Origin of the sequence: Agarivorans gilvus (assembly GCF_001420915.1) — a bacterium.
Lineage (GTDB): Bacteria > Pseudomonadota > Gammaproteobacteria > Enterobacterales > Celerinatantimonadaceae > Agarivorans > Agarivorans gilvus.
This window is the reverse complement of sequence record NZ_CP013021.1, coordinates 1222815-1239045: the sequence shown is the minus strand read 5'-3', so window position 1 is coordinate 1239045 and position 16231 is coordinate 1222815. Positions and strand designations below refer to the sequence as shown.

12 protein-coding genes and 3 pseudogenes are annotated in these 16231 nt (G+C 48.0%); 2 read left to right on the top strand and 13 right to left on the bottom strand.

What is annotated here, in order from left to right:
• Nucleotides 1-5 precede the first annotated feature (5 nt).
• From rodA to leuS, 8 genes and pseudogenes are all read right to left on the bottom strand, one after another.
• A pseudogene (rodA, locus tag AR383_RS05850) lies at nucleotides 6-1117 on the bottom strand (rod shape-determining protein RodA).
• 2 nt (nucleotides 1118-1119) lie between these two features.
• Nucleotides 1120-2982: a penicillin-binding protein 2 gene (gene mrdA, locus AR383_RS05845; RefSeq protein WP_055732295.1), complete on the bottom strand. Its 1863-nt coding sequence runs from the start codon at nucleotides 2980-2982 to the stop codon at nucleotides 1120-1122.
• A gap of 9 nt (nucleotides 2983-2991) precedes the next feature.
• Nucleotides 2992-3462 carry a 23S rRNA (pseudouridine(1915)-N(3))-methyltransferase RlmH gene (gene rlmH / locus AR383_RS05840; protein WP_055732294.1) on the bottom strand — a complete coding sequence of 157 codons (471 nt, stop codon included), beginning with the start codon at nucleotides 3460-3462 and terminating at the stop codon, nucleotides 2992-2994.
• Nucleotides 3459-3803 (bottom strand): ribosome silencing factor, encoded by a 345-nt coding sequence (rsfS, locus tag AR383_RS05835; protein ID WP_055734963.1) that lies wholly within the window; start codon nucleotides 3801-3803, stop codon nucleotides 3459-3461. Before rsfS ends, rlmH begins: the two co-directional genes overlap by 4 nt.
• Before the next feature lie 57 nt (nucleotides 3804-3860).
• On the bottom strand, nucleotides 3861-4508 hold the full coding sequence (gene nadD / locus AR383_RS05830) for a nicotinate-nucleotide adenylyltransferase (protein WP_055732293.1): 648 nt from the start codon (nucleotides 4506-4508) through the stop codon (nucleotides 3861-3863).
• On the bottom strand, nucleotides 4505-5503 hold the full coding sequence (gene holA, locus AR383_RS05825; protein WP_055732292.1) for a DNA polymerase III subunit delta: 999 nt from the start codon (nucleotides 5501-5503) through the stop codon (nucleotides 4505-4507). Before holA ends, nadD begins: the two co-directional genes overlap by 4 nt.
• A 1-nt stretch (nucleotide 5504) precedes the next feature.
• Nucleotides 5505-5999 (bottom strand): LPS-assembly lipoprotein LptE, encoded by a 495-nt coding sequence (locus tag AR383_RS05820; RefSeq protein WP_055732291.1) that lies wholly within the window; start codon nucleotides 5997-5999, stop codon nucleotides 5505-5507.
• Between the two features lie 44 nt (nucleotides 6000-6043).
• Nucleotides 6044-8622, bottom strand: a pseudogene (gene leuS, locus AR383_RS05815) (leucine--tRNA ligase).
• Between the two features lie 172 nt (nucleotides 8623-8794).
• On the opposite strand from leuS, the gene AR383_RS05810 reads away from it, so the two are divergent.
• Nucleotides 8795-9289, top strand: coding sequence for a zinc ribbon-containing protein (locus tag AR383_RS05810; RefSeq protein WP_055732290.1), 495 nt, complete (start codon nucleotides 8795-8797; stop codon nucleotides 9287-9289).
• On the opposite strand, the pseudogene lnt reads toward AR383_RS05810, so the two are convergent.
• The 5 genes and pseudogenes from lnt to miaB form a co-directional block, all read right to left on the bottom strand.
• A pseudogene (lnt, locus tag AR383_RS05805) lies at nucleotides 9270-10739 on the bottom strand (apolipoprotein N-acyltransferase); the annotation flags it as partial. The gene AR383_RS05810 and the pseudogene lnt overlap by 20 nt on opposite strands.
• 79 nt (nucleotides 10740-10818) lie before the next feature.
• The gene (gene corC, locus AR383_RS05800; protein ID WP_055732288.1) at nucleotides 10819-11703 is read right to left on the bottom strand and encodes a CNNM family magnesium/cobalt transport protein CorC; all 885 of its coding nucleotides are present in this window, start codon (nucleotides 11701-11703) and stop codon (nucleotides 10819-10821) included.
• A 35-nt stretch (nucleotides 11704-11738) separates the two neighbouring features.
• Nucleotides 11739-12185, bottom strand: coding sequence for an rRNA maturation RNase YbeY (gene ybeY / locus AR383_RS05795; RefSeq protein WP_055732287.1), 447 nt, complete (start codon nucleotides 12183-12185; stop codon nucleotides 11739-11741).
• A 2-nt stretch (nucleotides 12186-12187) separates the two neighbouring features.
• The gene (locus tag AR383_RS05790) at nucleotides 12188-13249 is read right to left on the bottom strand and encodes a PhoH family protein (RefSeq protein ID WP_055732286.1); all 1062 of its coding nucleotides are present in this window, start codon (nucleotides 13247-13249) and stop codon (nucleotides 12188-12190) included.
• Nucleotides 13250-13310: 61 nt separating this feature from the next.
• A complete protein-coding gene (miaB, locus tag AR383_RS05785; protein WP_055732285.1) occupies nucleotides 13311-14738 on the bottom strand; it encodes a tRNA (N6-isopentenyl adenosine(37)-C2)-methylthiotransferase MiaB in 1428 nt (475 codons plus the stop codon).
• 206 nt (nucleotides 14739-14944) lie between these two features.
• On the opposite strand from miaB, the gene AR383_RS05780 reads away from it, so the two are divergent.
• A complete protein-coding gene (locus tag AR383_RS05780; RefSeq protein ID WP_055732284.1) occupies nucleotides 14945-16102 on the top strand; it encodes an FAD-dependent oxidoreductase in 1158 nt (385 codons plus the stop codon).
• The last annotated feature ends 129 nt before the right edge of the window (nucleotides 16103-16231 follow it).

The window sequence follows — 16231 nt, the reverse complement described above, 5'->3', positions numbered from 1 at the left end:
AATCCTTATTGGGCATAAAGCCGTTTATGAGTATGAACAGACATCAGAATGCCAAAACCTGCCATCAGTGTCACTATTGATGTGCCACCATAGCTAACTAAAGGTAAAGGTACCCCTACCACGGGCAGTAAACCGCTCACCATGCCAATGTTTACGAATACATAAACAAAGAAGGTTAAAATGATGCAGCCCGCTAATAAGCGACCAAAAGCAGTTTGTGCTTGGGTGGCAATGAATAGGCCGCGGCCAATAATGTAGAAATAAATACACAACAACAGCGCCACGCCAATGAAACCGAACTCTTCGGCAAATACCGCAAAGATAAAGTCGGTATGGCGCTCGGGTAAGAAGTCTAGCTGTGATTGGGTGCCGTGTAACCAACCTTTACCCGACAGACCGCCCGAGCCTATGGCAATTTTTGACTGAATAATATGATAGCCCGCGCCTAGCGGATCGCTCTCGGGGTTGAGTAAGGTGAGCACCCGTTGCCGTTGATAGTCGTGCATTAAAAAGAACCACAGCAAGGGCACAAAAGCGGCTAATAAGCCACCGGCAGCTGCTACCAAACGCCAGCTCATTCCCGCTAAAAATAACGCGAAGATCCCTGAAGCGGCTACTAGCAGTGAGGTTCCCAAATCGGGTTGCTTGGCAATCAGTAGAGTGGGCGCAATCGCTATCGTTGCACCAATGAACAGATGCTTAAAACTAGGGGTAATGGGTGCTGGCTAACATAGCGCGCTACCATTAATGGCACCGCGAGCTTCATAATTTCCGAGGGCTGAAAGCGAATTACTCCTAGGTCAAGCCAACGTTGGGCTCCTTTACCCACGTCTCCCACCAATAATACCGCCAGCAGCATGGCTAAACCGCTAAAGAAGAAAAATGGCGCCCAACGCATATAGACATCGGGCGGTATTTGCGCCAGTACAAACATCACAAAGGCTGCCAGCGCTAAACGTATTAATTGGCGGTTTAACATGGCAATACTTTCGCCGCTGGCACTATAAAGTACAAAAAGCCCTAGGCCGATCAGAACCAGCAAGCCTAGCAGTAGTGGCCAATCTATATGCAGCCGCCACCATAGTGAATTTTTCTGCTCTTGGCTGTAGTTAGCCATAATTACTGTATGCCTTTGGTTGCAAAATAACTATCAAACAGTTCGCGTAACACTGGGGCGGCATTGGAGCTACCACCACCGGCGTTTTCTACGACTACCGAGGCCACTACCTCGGGTTTTTCAAAGGGTGCGAAGGCGACAAACATCGCGTTATCGCGGTGTTTTTCTTTTAGGCTTTCGGCGTCGTACTCTTCATCTTCGGCAATGCTCACCACCTGCGCGGTGCCTGATTTACCCGCTGCAATATAGGGAGTGTCTTTAAAGGCTTTGCGTGCGGTACCGTTACTTTTGTTTATTACCCCGTACATGCCATCTAAAGCGACTTGCCAGTTATTGTCATTGTTTAGCTCAATAGGGGGCTGGACCTGCGGTGGCAAACCAATATAGGAGTTAGCATCACCAACACTTTTTAAGATCCGCGGCGTAATAATTTTACCCCGGTTGGCTAAAATATTAGTGGCTTGAGCGAGCTGCAAGGGAGTGGTAGTCCAATAGCCTTGGCCAATGCCCACCGAAATGGTATCACCTTGCCACCAGGGCTGGCGGTAGCGAGCGCGTTTCCATTCGCGACTAGGCATGTTGGCGCGACTTTCCTCATGAATGTCGATACCCGTGTATTTACCAAAGCCAAACTTGCTCATATAAGCATGAATTTCATCAATGCCGGTTTCATAAGCCAACTTGTAGAAGTAGGTATCAACACTTTGCTCGATAGCTTTGTAAACATCGACCCAGCCGTGACCCCAGCGTTTCCAGTCACGGAAGCGGCGTTTAGTATTGGGAATTTGGAACCAACCTGGGTCCCAAATGCGTTGTTGGGTGGTAATTTTACCCAGCTCTAAACCCATTACCGCCAGTTGCGGCTTAACCGTTGAAGCGGGCGGATAAACCCCTTTAGTGGCACGGTTAATCAGTGGCCGGTCACTTGAGTTAAGCAACTTGTTGTAGTTTTTACTGCTAATGCCGTTGACGAACAGGTTGGGATCATAACTAGGGCTAGAAACCATGGCGAGCACGCCACTGGTTTGAGCGTCTAACAATACCACCGAGCCACGACGTCCATCTAGCAGCCGCTGGGCTTCAAGCTGAAGGCGAATATCCACGTTTAAATAAAGATCTTTACCGGGAATAGGTGGCACAATTTTCATGGTGCGAATGATCCGCCCGCGGTTATTTACTTCTACTTCTTGGTAGCCCACGTTGCCATGCAGAATTTCTTCATAATAACGCTCGATGCCTTGTTTACCGATGGTGCGAGTGGCTTCGTATTCTGCCAGTTTGTTCTCTTCATTCAGGCGCTGTAAGTCTTTGGCATTAATCCGGGCGACATAGCCAAGTAGGTGGGTCAAGCTGTCGCCATAGGGATAGTAACGAATTAAGCTGGCGTCGATGCTTGCTCCATGAAACTTGTGTTGTTGCACGCTAAACATGGCCACTTGCTTTTCGCTGAGTTGCGACTTAAGCACCACCGGTTTAAAGCGGCGAGTATGTTTACGGTTTTGTTGGAAACGTTCGATGTCGGCCTCGCTAAGCTCTAACAGTTGGCTCAGCTCTAGCAGCATATTGTCTAGGTCTTCGACATTTTCGGGAATAATTTCCAAACTAAAATTTGGGCGGTTTTCGGCCAGTAATACTCCATTTCTATCGTAGATAAGGCCGCGAGGTGGCGCTAAGGGCAGCACTTTAATTCGGTTATCGTTGGAGCGGGTGGTATAGGTTTCGTGCTGCTCAAATTGCAAGTAGTAAAGGTTGCCTAGTAATACGCAGATCAGAGCAAAAGTGCCAACAATGGACACCACGGCGCGACGGTTAAATAACCGTGACTCAGCCGAATGATCTCGCAGGGCGACGCGCTTTCTTGCCATTACTTGTGTTTATTCTCTGTGGTAGGGGTGGTTGGCGGTAATGCTCCAAGCACGATAGAGCGTTTCTGCGACAATAACCCTAACCATCGGGTGAGGCAAGGTGAGAGCCGACAAGGACCAGCGCTGCTCTGCCAGTTGAATACAACTAGGGGCAAGACCTTCAGGCCCGCCAATCAGCAGGCTCACGTCACGACCGTCCATTTTCCAAGCTTCCAGTTGTTGGGCTAGTTGTGGGGTGGTCCAAGATTTTCCGGTGACCTCTAAGGTAACAACCCGATTCCCCTTAGGAATGACTGCGAGGGTGGCTTCACCTTCTTTGTCTAAAATACGTTTTATGTCGGCATTTTTGCCGCGTTTCCCCGCGTTGACTTCAATCAACTCTAAGGGCATATCTTTGGGAAAACGTCGCGCGTATTCTTGATAGGCGGTTTCAACCCAGGCTGGCATCTTGGTGCCCACGGCAACTAGCTGTATTTTCATCCGGCTTTAGACTCTGCCGCTATTGGTGCCCATAGTTTTTCGAGTTGGTAGAAGTCACGAGCGCTATCTTGCATCACATGCAATACCACATCGCCTAGGTCTACTAAAACCCATTCAGACTCTTCCATGCCTTCCACGCCGATGACATCTAAGTCGGCATGTTTGGCTTCTTTTATCACGTTGTCGGCGATGGATTTTACGTGTCGTTTCGAGTTACCACTACAAATAACCATGGTATCGGTCACGCTGGAAAGTTCACTCACGTCGAGATTTTGAATATCTCGGCCTTTCATATCTTCGACTTTATCTACTACAAAATCGATCAGTTGTTGGTTTTGAATCAAAAGAACCCCAAATTTCAACTAAAAAGTAAGTATATCACGCTCTGTAAGGCGAGGTTAAGCGCCATACAGCTTATGTTCAATTATATACTCAAGTGCCGCACTGGGAAGCTGGCGGCTTAATTCTGCTGGTTGTGGATGCGTAGCTAATTGTTTGCGCAGCTCGGTGGAAGAGATGGGCAGCGGCTGTAATTGGCAAAAGTAAACCTTACCTCTGGAGAAACGGTGTAGTTCCTCAACGTTAGTGCTTTGCTTGTCGGCTAACCAAGCCTCTAGCTTAGCTGATAAGGCCAGTTGATAGCCGGGACGGGCAATCACCAGTAAATGCGCATGCTCACACAGCTTTTGCCAGTCACGCCAGCAGTCGAGTTGGTTGAAAGAGTCTAGCCCCATAACAAAGCCGATATGCTGCTGAGGGTATTGAGCGGCCAGTTCTTGCAAGGTTTCGCAAGTATAAGAGCGTCCACCACGCTCCACTTCTCGCAAGTCAAGTCGCAGCTCTGGGTAATCGGCTAAGGCCAGTTCGAGAAGCTGACGACGGTGTTCGCTTGAGCAGTGTTGCTGTTGTTTTAGTGGTGATAGGGCATTGGGCAGCAGAGTGATGTCGATGGCTTGAGTGGCTTCAACTAGCTGTCGAGCACTTAGAATATGACCATTATGGATGGGGTCGAAAGAGCCGCCAAAAAATAGTTTCAGTTTACTCATTGTGGATTGGCAAGAATAAATATTAAACGTTCTAGTTGATGCCAAGCATGGTTGCTGGCGAATTGCTTTATCGCTTTGTCTATTTCTGCCACTTGTAGCCGCGCTTGGTGAATTTGTTCTGCACTATAGCGCTTAGCCGCTCCACTGATTAAGCCTTGGCGCTTGCTCCATACCGCATATTGTTTGAACAAGCTGGCATGGTGGTTAGTTGGCTGAGCTTGTAGGGCTTGCAGCAACTTAAACTCTTTGTCTAAACCCCAGTTAATTAAGGTGGGCTCTTCACCTTCCAACTGCAGTTGTTTGATGATTAACAAGCTACGTGGAAAGTCTGCGGCTAATATGGCATCCACTAACTGAAAACTCGAGAAGTGATTAGCGTGAGATAAGCCCGACTCAATTTCTTTGAGCGAGGGAAGCTGATTGCCCCAGCGCAACACAATGTTGTTAATCGCTTGGTTGAGTGCCAGTAGGTTGCCTTCGTAATAGTGTAGCAGCAGGCCTATTAGTTCTTGGCTATTGGTCAAACCATGTTGCTGTAAGCGTTGTCTTATCCAGGTTTGCAGCTGGGCGCCTTCCGGTGGGTAGATCATCACCACCAAGCCTTGCTGCTCAATTTGCTGATACCAGCTTTGCTTCTCGTTGGCCTTGGTTAATTTAGGCAGACTAATTATTAAGCGGGTTTCGGGATTGAGTAAAGCAAGCAGCTCTTGTAATTGGTTTTGTATGGCCTTATCGGGCGAGCGGTCTAGCTGCAGTTCTATTAAGCGGTATTGGCTGAATAAGGAAAGCTCAGCCATGGCGTCGAAAATGTTCGACCATTGAAAGTCAGCGTCAAAACTAAAGCTAAGCCGCTCTTCCGCTAGGCCTTGTTGCTGCAACTGTTGGCGAATGTAGTCGATGCTTTCTACTTTAATTAGCGGCTCGTCCCCGGCAATTAAAAAGCAGGGGAAATTGGCTAGCGATTGCTGAGCAAGGCGATCAGCATAAATCCGCATATTACCAGCTTACCGTTGCCAGTTGGCGCATGATTTGATCTGCGGCCATGGTGCGTAGTTCGTTGTATAACAACTCTCGTTCTCGTTGTTTGGCCAGTGCGGCTAGGGGGTTATCTTGGAAGTCACGGTGTAAGCGCACTTGAACCGGGAAGTTTCCTTGATTCGCCACTTGCAGGTAGCCACCCACTCGGTAACTTAATTCGTACTCGGCGACTTGGCCATTTTCGAATAAAGACAGCGTACGTTTGTTAATTTGTTCTGTCCCTAAATTAAGGGTTGGCACCCCCTCTTGAGCATATTCAAATACTTCGACGTTGTTTTGAGCTAGCTGTCTTTTTAACTCGCGTACTAAGGGGCTGAATTCATCACTAGAAGAGATATAGATTTGTTGCAGTTTTTCATCCAGTAGATAGCTTCCACGCGGGGCGAAACCACAAGCGCTAAGTAATAGTAGGCTAAGCAATATTAAGCCATAACGGTAGAGTGTTGAGTTCATGCTGTCTCGTATTAAAAACGGCGGGGATGACCCCGCCGTATGGGTTAGTTCGCTACAATATTCAGTAGCTTGCCCGCCACGTAAATGACTTTACGAATGGTTTTGCCGTCAACAAATTTACTGACATTGGGATCTTCCATAGCAAGGGCTTGCACTTCGTCTTGGCTTGCATCAGCAGCCACTGTAAGTTTAGCGCGTAACTTGCCATTCACTTGCACCACAATCAGTTTGCTGTCTTCCACCATGGCTTTTTCGTCAGCTTCTGGCCAAGGCGCTGTATTGATGTCGTCTTGGTGGCCTAGCTGTTCCCATAACTCGGCACAAATGTGTGGAGTGATGGGTGATAGCATCAGTACGATGGCGTTAATCGCTTCACGGGTTACCGCACGAATGTTGGCATCTTGCTGATCGGCTTTGCTGAGTTTGTTCATTAACTCCATGATCGCAGCAATCGCCGTATTAAAGGTTTGGCGGCGACCAATATCATCACTCACTTTAGCGATGGTTTTATGTACATCACGGCGTAAGTCTTTGGCTGTGGCATCGAGAGCGGCGGCGTCAACTGGCGAAGCTTCACCGGCATTGATGTGGTCGAAACTGAACTTCCATACTCGGCGTAAGAAGCGTAACGAGCCTTCAACTGCACTGTCTTGCCATTCTAGGGTTTGTTCTGCAGGGGCAGCAAACATCATGAATAAACGAACCGTATCGGCGCCGTATTTATCGACCATTACTTGTGGGTCGATGCCGTTGTTTTTCGACTTAGACATTTTGCTCATGCCAGCATAAACCAGCTCTTGGCCTGCTTCGGTTTTAGCGCTGGTAATACGGCCTTTGTCATCTTTTTCTGTTATAGCATCAACGGGTGATACCCATACCTTGCCGCCTTTTTCGTCTTCGTAGTAGAAGGCGTCGGCTAATACCATGCCTTGAGTTAATAAGCGCTTGAAGGGCTCGTCAGACTCAACCAAACCAGCGTCACGTAGCAACTTGTGGAAGAAGCGAGCGTACAATAAGTGCAGAATGGCGTGTTCAATACCACCGATGTATTGATCCACTGGCAGCCAGTAGTTAGCTTGCTCAGGATCTAACATCATCTCATCGTTATTGGCGCTACAGTAACGAGCGTAGTACCAGCTTGACTCCATGAAGGTATCGAAGGTATCGGTCTCATGGAAAGCGGTTTGACCTTGGTACTCAGTCTTAGCCCATTCTGGATCGGCTTTAATCGGTGAGGTTACGCCATTCATAACCACGTCTTCTGGAAGCACCACTGGAAGTTGGTCTTCAGGAACGGGCGCTACTTCACCATTCTCTAGGTTTAGCATGGGAATAGGAGCCCCCAATAGCGTTGGCGGCTTACCCCCCAATCGCGTAGGCGGAAGTTAACTTGTTTATTACCTTTACCCATTGCGGCTAATTTATCGGCCACTGCGTCAAAGGCGGCTTGAAACTCAAGGCCGTCAAATTCGCCTGAGTTAAACAATACGCCTTTTTCTACGTAAGCTTGCTCAGATAGGTCTAGTTCACCCTCGTTTGGCTTGATTACGCCAACAATGTCTAAGCCATAGGCTTTAGCAAACTCGTAGTCACGTTGGTCGTGAGCGGGAACCGCCATTACCGCACCTGAGCCATAACCCATTAATACGAAGTTGGCGACCCAAATCGGTACTAATTTACCAGTAAGAGGGTGAACGGCATTAAGGCCAGTGGCCATGCCTTTCTTCTCCATGGTGGCCATGTCGGCTTCGGCTACTTTGTTGTTCTTACACTCTTCGATGAAGGCTGCTAACTCTGGGTTAGTTTTAGCGGCTTCAAGCGCTAAGGGGTGTTGCGCAGCCACGCCCACGTAAGTCACACCCATAACGGTGTCAGGACGAGTAGTGTAGATAGAGAACTGCTCATCGCTATTCTCTAAACCAAATTGCATCTCTACGCCTTCGGAGCGACCAATCCAGTTGCGCTGCATGGTTTTTACTTGTTCTGGCCAATCGTCTAATTGGTCTAAGTCATCAAGTAGCTCTTGCGCGTAATCGGTGATTTTAATAAACCACTGTGGAATGTCCTTTTGTTCAACCAACGCGCCAGAGCGCCAGCCTCGTCCATCGATGACCTGTTCGTTGGCCAATACAGTTTGGTCTACTGGATCCCAGTTAACCGTAGCCATTTTTTTGTAAACCAAACCTTTTTCATACAGCTTGGTGAAGAACCATTGTTCCCAACGGTAGTAATCTGGTTTACACGTGGCTAGCTCACGGTCCCAGTCATAGCCAAAACCCAGCTGTTTAAGCTGCGTTTTCATGTATTCAATATTCTCGTAAGTCCATTTGGCTGGGGCGGTATTGTTATTGATTGCCGCGTTTTCTGCTGGTAAACCAAAAGCATCCCAACCCATTGGTTGCATTACATTTTTACCCTGCATGCGTTGATAGCGCGAAACCACATCACCGATGGTGTAATTGCGCACGTGACCCATGTGTAAACGTCCACTTGGGTAAGGGAACATAGATAGGCAGTAAAATTTTTCTTTACCCGGCTGCTCAACAACTTTAAAGGTTTGCGCTTGTTCCCAGTGCTGTTGCACTTTGGCTTCAATATCGCGCGGATTGTATTGCTCTTGCATTGATGGAATCTTCCAGAATGAACCAAATTTGGACTTAGTAGCACACGACTACCATACTCGATCCGCATAGGATACCGAGTCCGCCTGCTGACAACAATAGCTAGCGCACATTTGCCTGAAAACAAAACGACTATGCTTAATAGGGTAATGCCAATATAGCGGTGGAGGATGTATGCCGAAGCGATTAAAAGCCTATCAAGAGTTTGTGGAAGATTTAGAAAAAAGGCTCCAAGAAAGCGGTGAAGTGAGCCAAGAAGAACTCTCCAAGATGATCGATACCACTCAGGAGTATCTGCAAGCTGCCAGTGACTTGAGTAAAGATGAATGGCAGTTGATTGCCAATTATGTGCGCCGCGATTTAAGTGATTGGCGTAATGATTATAAGCGGGCCTATGAAGAAAGCCCCTCGAAGATGGCGCTAAAAGAGAGTATTTGGTATTGGTTAGCTAAGTTAAGCGATCAAAGCCAGCTAGAGTGGCACGAGCTGCTGGGAGATCTGCAGCATCAGGGGGTCTACCATAGCGGTGAATTGCTCGGTTTAGGCACGCTTGAGTGCGCCGAATGCGGTCGTAAAACCGCTCTTTGGCATCCTACCATTATCGAGCCCTGCGAAGATTGTAAAAGTAAGCGCTTCTATCGCCACCCAATTAGCGATAGTTTCGAGTAGATGGGCGTACTCTTGCCCACAACGCGCAGCCGAAACCGATAACAATAATGAGGCTAATCGGCCACAAGCCTAAGCGTTGGTAAGGGGTAAAGCCGGTAGCGGGGGTCACGGCTGCACTCAGCGTAAGCTTTTGGTACTCTGGTGCGCGTTGTTCTATTTGGCCAAAGCGGTCGATGAAGGCGGTGACCCCGGTATTGGTGGCGCGCACCACAGGGCGGCCAAATTCAAGGGCGCGCATTTGCGCAATCTCTAGATGCTGCTGAGGGCCAATGGAAGTACCAAACCAAGCATCGTTACTCACTGTCACAATGGTATCGGTGTCTTCTGTCAGCTGTGGGCGTAATAATTCTCCAAAGGCAATTTCGTAGCATATAGCGGCCAGCCAGTGGTGCCCTTTTAGTTGTAAATTGTTCTGCTGGGCGCTACCACGAGCAAAAGACGACATAGGTAGATTAAAGTAGGGCGCCAAAGGTCGTAACAAGTCTTCAAAGGGAACAAACTCACCTATGGGTAACAGATGATTTTTATAGTAGCGGTTCGGACTTTCATAGTAATAAGCGGATGCGGCACCACTCTCTGAGGACTGCTGACCTAGCGCCACTAAGGCATTGTAGTATTGGTTGGTTTGCAGATTATGGGCGATAACACCAGCGACCAAGGCTTGTTGCTTAGAGAGTAGTTGCGAGTCCATGTGATGCAGAAAATCGATGACTTCATACTCTAAGGCGGCAATGGCTGATTCTGGCCAGACGATAATGTCGGCTTCGTTAAGGGCTAGCGTTTGTTGTTGATACTGGCTGAGGCTGGCGGAGCGGTTTTGCGGTAGCCATTTTATGTCGAGTGGCACGTTGCCTTGTACCAGCGCTACATTAACTGGTGCTTGGGTAGTGGTCCAACTATGCTGGCTGAACAGGCTGCCCAAAATAAAAGGACCAAGCAGCAATAAGCCTGCCAGCCCGCGCATTTTGGGGGCTTGGCTACGAAGCACTAATAGCCCAGCTCCGGCAGCTAGTAGTACCAACCAAGTCACGCCATAAACGCCAAATAATGGCGCGATGTTAGCCAGTGGCGAATTAATTTGGCTATAACCGGGTTGTAACCAAGGAAAGCCGGTTAACACCCAGCTGCGTAACCATTCAGTGAATAACCAACAGGCTGGAAACCACAGCAGATAAAAGCGAAAACCCCGCTGGGCTTGCCATTTATTAGTTAGCCAACAAGCTAGCGCCGGATATAGGGCAAGGTAGCCGCTGAGCAAAGCCATTAAACTGATGCTGGCCCACAGTGGTAGGCCGCCAAATTCAGCCATGCTGACATGTACCCAATGAATACCATAACCAAACCAACCTAAGCCGTAGCAAAAGCCGAGTTTAAAACCGCTTTGCTGGGGTTTGAGTAATAATAGTAGGGTCAAAATAGACAGCGGCATTAGTGGCCAAATGCCATAGGGGCGAAGGCTAAAGGGGCACTCAGGCCACCAATAAAAGCGGCTAGTAAGCGCAGCCGCGGAGTTAAAATGAGTGCCATTGTTACTCTTGAATGTTTAAGTCTAAAGCCTTGTCTTCTGGAATACTGACTTGCAATTGAACTAAGCGGCGTCGGTCAGCGGTACGGACTTTAAAGTGGAAACCCTCTATTTCGATATGTTCATCGCGTCCAGGCAAGTGACCAAAGGCATGAGTGACTAAGCCACCGATGGTATCTACTTCGTCGTCACTAAAATTACTGGCAAAGAAGCGGTTAAAGTCTTCAATGTCGGTGAGGGCATTCACTGCAAAGGTTTTATCGTTGATACGGCGAATGTCGTCTTGCAGATCTTCTTCGTTAGCGAACTCATCTTCGATGTCGCCAACAATGATTTCGAGGATGTCTTCAATGGTCACTAAGCCGGATACACCACCAAACTCGTCCACCACAATGGCCATGTGGTAGCGCTCACTACGAAACTCTTTCAGTAATTTGTCGATGCGCTTACTTTCGGGGACTACCACCGCTGGGCGAATCACTTCGCTTAATGGAGTGGTCGCGGATTCCTCGGTGAAGGCATACTTAAGTAAGTCTTTGGCTAATAGAATGCCTTCGATGTGGTCTTTATCTTCATGAATAACCGGAAAACGTGAGTGACGGGCTTCGGTTAGGGTAGGTAATATTTCGGCAATGGTTTGATTCACATCTAGAGTGACCATTTGCGAGCGGGGGATCATGATGTCTCGTACGCGTTGGCTTGATACATCAAGCACACCCTCAATCATCTCTCGGGTGTTCTGATCGATTAGTTCTCGTTGATTGGCATCTTGAATAACTTCTACCAATTCCTCTTTGCTTTTCGGCTCCCCTTGTACCAACTGGATAATTTTAGCTATCCAACTCTTCTTAGCGGAGCCGTTGCTCGAGTGAGGATTATCGTCGCTCATATTCTTTATTTTTACCTAATTAATGTCTGAATATATTAGTAAGGGTTAGCAATACCCAGTTTGGTTAACACCGCGATTTCTAGCGCTTCCATTTCTTCCGCTTCCTGCTCGTCGATGTGATCATAACCTAGCAGATGAAGACTACCATGTACAACCATGTGAGCCCAATGATCAAAAACAGCTTTTCCTTGCTCTGCCGCTTCTCTTTCAACCACTTGGCGACAAATAACTAAGTCGCCTAATAGTGGCAGTTCCACTCCAGGAGGCGCTTGAAAGGGAAAAGACAATACATTGGTGGGTTTATCTTTGCCGCGGTATTGCAAGTTGAGTGCTTGGCTTTCGGCTTCATCCACAATGCGAACCGTGATTTCAGTGTCTTGGTCTTGCTCAACCAAGGTGGCGTGCAGCCAGGCTTCAAAAGCACTAATGGTGGGCAGATTTTGTTGGTCGCCAGTGGCAATTTGTAAGTCAACAATTGCCATGTTTAATCCTCGTTATTCTGTTTTTGCTGTTGAGCGGCCTCGCGGCGCAGCTTTTGTTGCTCTTCGGCAATTCGGTCACGCTCATCTTGCTGCTCATAAGCTTGCACAATGGCTGCTACTACCGGATGGCGCACCACATCTGCTGCTTGGAAGAAGTTAAAGCTTAATGCAGGCACTTCACTTAATACTTCGATGGCGTGGCGCAGGCCAGATTTTTGATGGCGTGGTAAGTCAATTTGGGTGATGTCACCGGTAATCACTGCGCGTGAATTAAAACCAATGCGGGTTAAGAACATTTTCATTTGTTCTACGGTGGTATTTTGGCTTTCATCCAAGATGATGTAAGCATCATTTAGGGTACGACCGCGCATATAGGCCAGTGGCGCGACTTCAATTACGTTACGCTCCATTAAGCGCTCCACTTTTTCAAAGCCGAGCATTTCAAATAGGGCATCGTAAAGTGGGCGCAAGTAAGGGTCTACTTTTTGGCTTAAATCACCAGGTAAAAAGCCTAGCTTTTCGCCGGCTTCCACCGCCGGACGGGTGAGCAAAATACGGCGCACTTCTTGGCGCTCTAGTGCATCTACCGCACAAGCCACGGCTAAATAGGTTTTACCGGTACCCGCTGGGCCAATACCAAAGGTGACATCGTGACCTAGCATGTTGCTAATATAAGCGGCTTGATTGGGGGTGCGAGGTTTAATTACTCCACGCTTAGTCTTAATATTAAGCTCTTTGCCGTAGTGCTGAGGCGTCTCTTCGTCTTGCTCTAATACATGGCTTTCTTGAATCGCCAAGTGCACGGTTTCGGGGCTGAGCTCGGGAATCGCTCCGCCTTTTAAGGGCGCAGTTTCTACGTAGAGTGAGCGCAAGATGCTAGCGGCGATCAAGCAGATGCCATGGCGACCAGTGATTTGAAAGTGGTTGTTGCGGTAGCTAATTTCTACCCCTAAACGGCGTTCTAACTGTTTTAAATTGTCGTCAAAGGGGCCACATAGCTGGGCTAGGCGAGGACTAGAAGCAGGTTCTAAATGAATTTCAATAGAATTGATTTTATTACTCAAATTGTATTTTAGGGGCTGGCTACAGTGAGCCAGCCTCACTCCTTAAAAGGGTTAGATACGACTAAGGCGTAAAGCTCGCCACGCCTAAGTGGTCAGCTTGCCCATCTGTTTTGTCGATAATAGTGGCAGGGGCTACTTCATTACGCAACTGCATTTGTTGTTCGGTGCGCACCAAGTCACCACGTAATGAGTGAGCAAATACATCAACGATTTTAACATCAACAAACTGACCGATAAGCTCATGACCGCCTTCAAAGTTAACAACGCGGTTGTTTTCGGTTCTACCGCGTAGCTCCATTGGGTTCTTCTTCGAGGGACCTTCTACTAAGATGCGTTGCTCTGTGTCGAGCATACGACGACTTACCTGCATGGCTTGCTGGTTAATCCGTTCTTGTAGAATGTATAAACGTTGTTTCTTTTGCTCTTCGCTTACGTCATCGGGCAAATCGGCTGCTGGTGTACCCGGACGAGCGCTGTAAACAAAGCTAAAGCTCATATCAAAATTCACTTGCTCGATAAGCTTCATGGTATCGGCAAAATCTTGCTCGGTCTCACCGGGGTAGCCGACAATGAAATCTGAACTAATCTCAATGTCAGGGCGAGCCTTGCGTAACTTACGGATGATCGATTTGTATTCGATGGCGGTATGGCCACGCTTCATCAGGTTAAGAATGCGGTCGGCGCCACTTTGCACAGGTAAGTGTAAAAAGCTGACCAACTCTGGCGTATCGGCATATACCTCGATAATGTCGTCGGTAAATTCGATGGGATGGCTGGTGGTAAAGCGGATCCGATCGATGCCATTAATGCTGGCCACATAGCGCAGTAGCTCGGCAAAGCTACAAATGTTGTCGTCGTGAGTTAAACCACGGTAGGCGTTTACGTTTTGCCCAAGTAGGTTAACTTCACGCACGCCTTGCTCGGCTAATGAGGCAATTTCATATAATACGTCATCCAGCGGACGACTCACTTCTTCGCCACGTGTATAAGGCACCACACAGAAGGTACAGTATTTACTGCAGCCTTCCATGATGGAAACAAAGGCAGTGGCACCTTCGGCGCGAGGTTCAGGTAGACGGTCGAATTTTTCAATTTCAGGGAAGCTCACGTCAACCACTGATTTGTCACCACCTTTCACCTGTTTAATCATTTCTGGCAAACGGTGTAGGGTTTGTGGACCAAACACAATATCTACGTAGGGCGCGCGTTCGCGAATGGCTTTACCTTCTTGAGACGCCACGCAGCCGCCAACCCCAATCACCAATTTGGGGTTCTTTTGTTTGAGTGTTTTCCAGCGACCTAGTTGATGGAATACCTTCTCTTGGGCTTTTTCGCGAATAGAACAGGTATTCAATAGCAATACGTCAGCTTCTTCAGCTTCTTCGGTTAGCTGAAAACCATGGGTCGCATCGAGAAGGTCGGCCATTTTCGAGGAGTCGTACTCGTTCATTTGGCAGCCCCAAGTTTTGATATGCAGCTTATTTCCCATCGTTTTACTCATTAATTACATCGTTAAAAAAGGACGCGTATTTTACTGGTTTATCGTAGGCCTGACTAGTAACAATCGGCGGGTTTGGTGGAAAAAGAGCAAAAAACATCCAGTTGATTTTGGCCGCAAATAATTAGCACAAGATTCGCCAGCATGATTGGCTTCGGGTTAAACTGCACAAAACGGTAACAATGAATTGAATCAGCATGGAAAAATTTGATGTAGTGGTGATTGGTGGAGGCATGATAGGTGCGGCCTGCGCCCAAGGTTTAGCTTTGCAGGGGCGCTCGGTATTGATGCTAGAAAGTCAGCAACCCGCCGCTTATGATGCCAGCCAGCCGATAGACTTACGAGTAAGTGCGATCAGTCAAAGCAGTGTTAACTTATTAACAGATTTACAGGCTTGGCCAGCGATTGAGGCGATGCGCTTGTGTCCCTATCGGCAGTTACAGGTGTGGGAAGATCCTCAAGATAAATTAATTTTTGATGCCGCTCAGCTGGATTTACCGCAGCTAGGCTTTATGGTGGAAAACCGTCTGATTCAGCTAGGTTTATGGCAGGCTAATCAGCAGGCGGGCGTGGTGCGCAGAATTGTCAGCCAAACTCAATTACTGAAAAACGATGCGCAAGGCGTGCAACTACAGTTAGACGAGCAGCAGATCGAGGCGCGTTTAATGGTTGTGGCCGATGGGGCTAATTCTTCGATGCGCCAGCAATTGGGTTTGGGTATCAGTGCTTGGGATTATCGCCAAGATTGTTTTGCAATAAATGTTAAGCTTGATGCACCCCAGCAAACCACCACTTGGCAACAGTTTTATCCCACTGGCCCTCGGGCTCTATTGCCTTTAGCTGGACAGCATGCAGCGCTTATTTGGTACGACAGTAAAGCCACAATCCGCGCATTAAAACAGTTAAATCCCGTGCAACTAAAACAGCGCATTGTCGCGGAATTTCCAGTTCTGCCAGGTGATTTTGACATCTTATCGAGCGCTAGCTTTCCGCTCACGCGTCGCCACGTTAATCGCTACCTCAAGCACAGTGCAGTAGTAATCGGTGATGCGGCGCATACCATTAACCCCTTAGCGGGGCAGGGCGTTAATCTTGGTTATCGCGACGTGAAATGTTTGCTTGAACAGCTCGAAGCCTGCGACTTTGAGCGCCTAGACCAAGCCTTACGCCGTTTTGAAGTGCGCCGCAAACCCGATAACTTAGCCATGCAAACCGGCATGGATGTGTTTTATTTGTTGTTTTCTAATTCGTTTGCTCCTTTGGCGGGTTTACGTAAGCTAGCGATTAAAGCTTTGGCTAGCAGTGGGCCGGTAAAAGATTGGACGCTTAAGTATGCACTGGGAGAGCTTCAATAAGGCCCTCTGTAAGTTGATGCCTACTCCTTAGCCAGTGTTAATCTTGCGCTGGCTTTTTTGTTTGTGCTGCGCAATAAGGGCAATAAACAAGAGGGCAGTGTAGTGCGCGAGAGCCTATTGGCTGTAGTA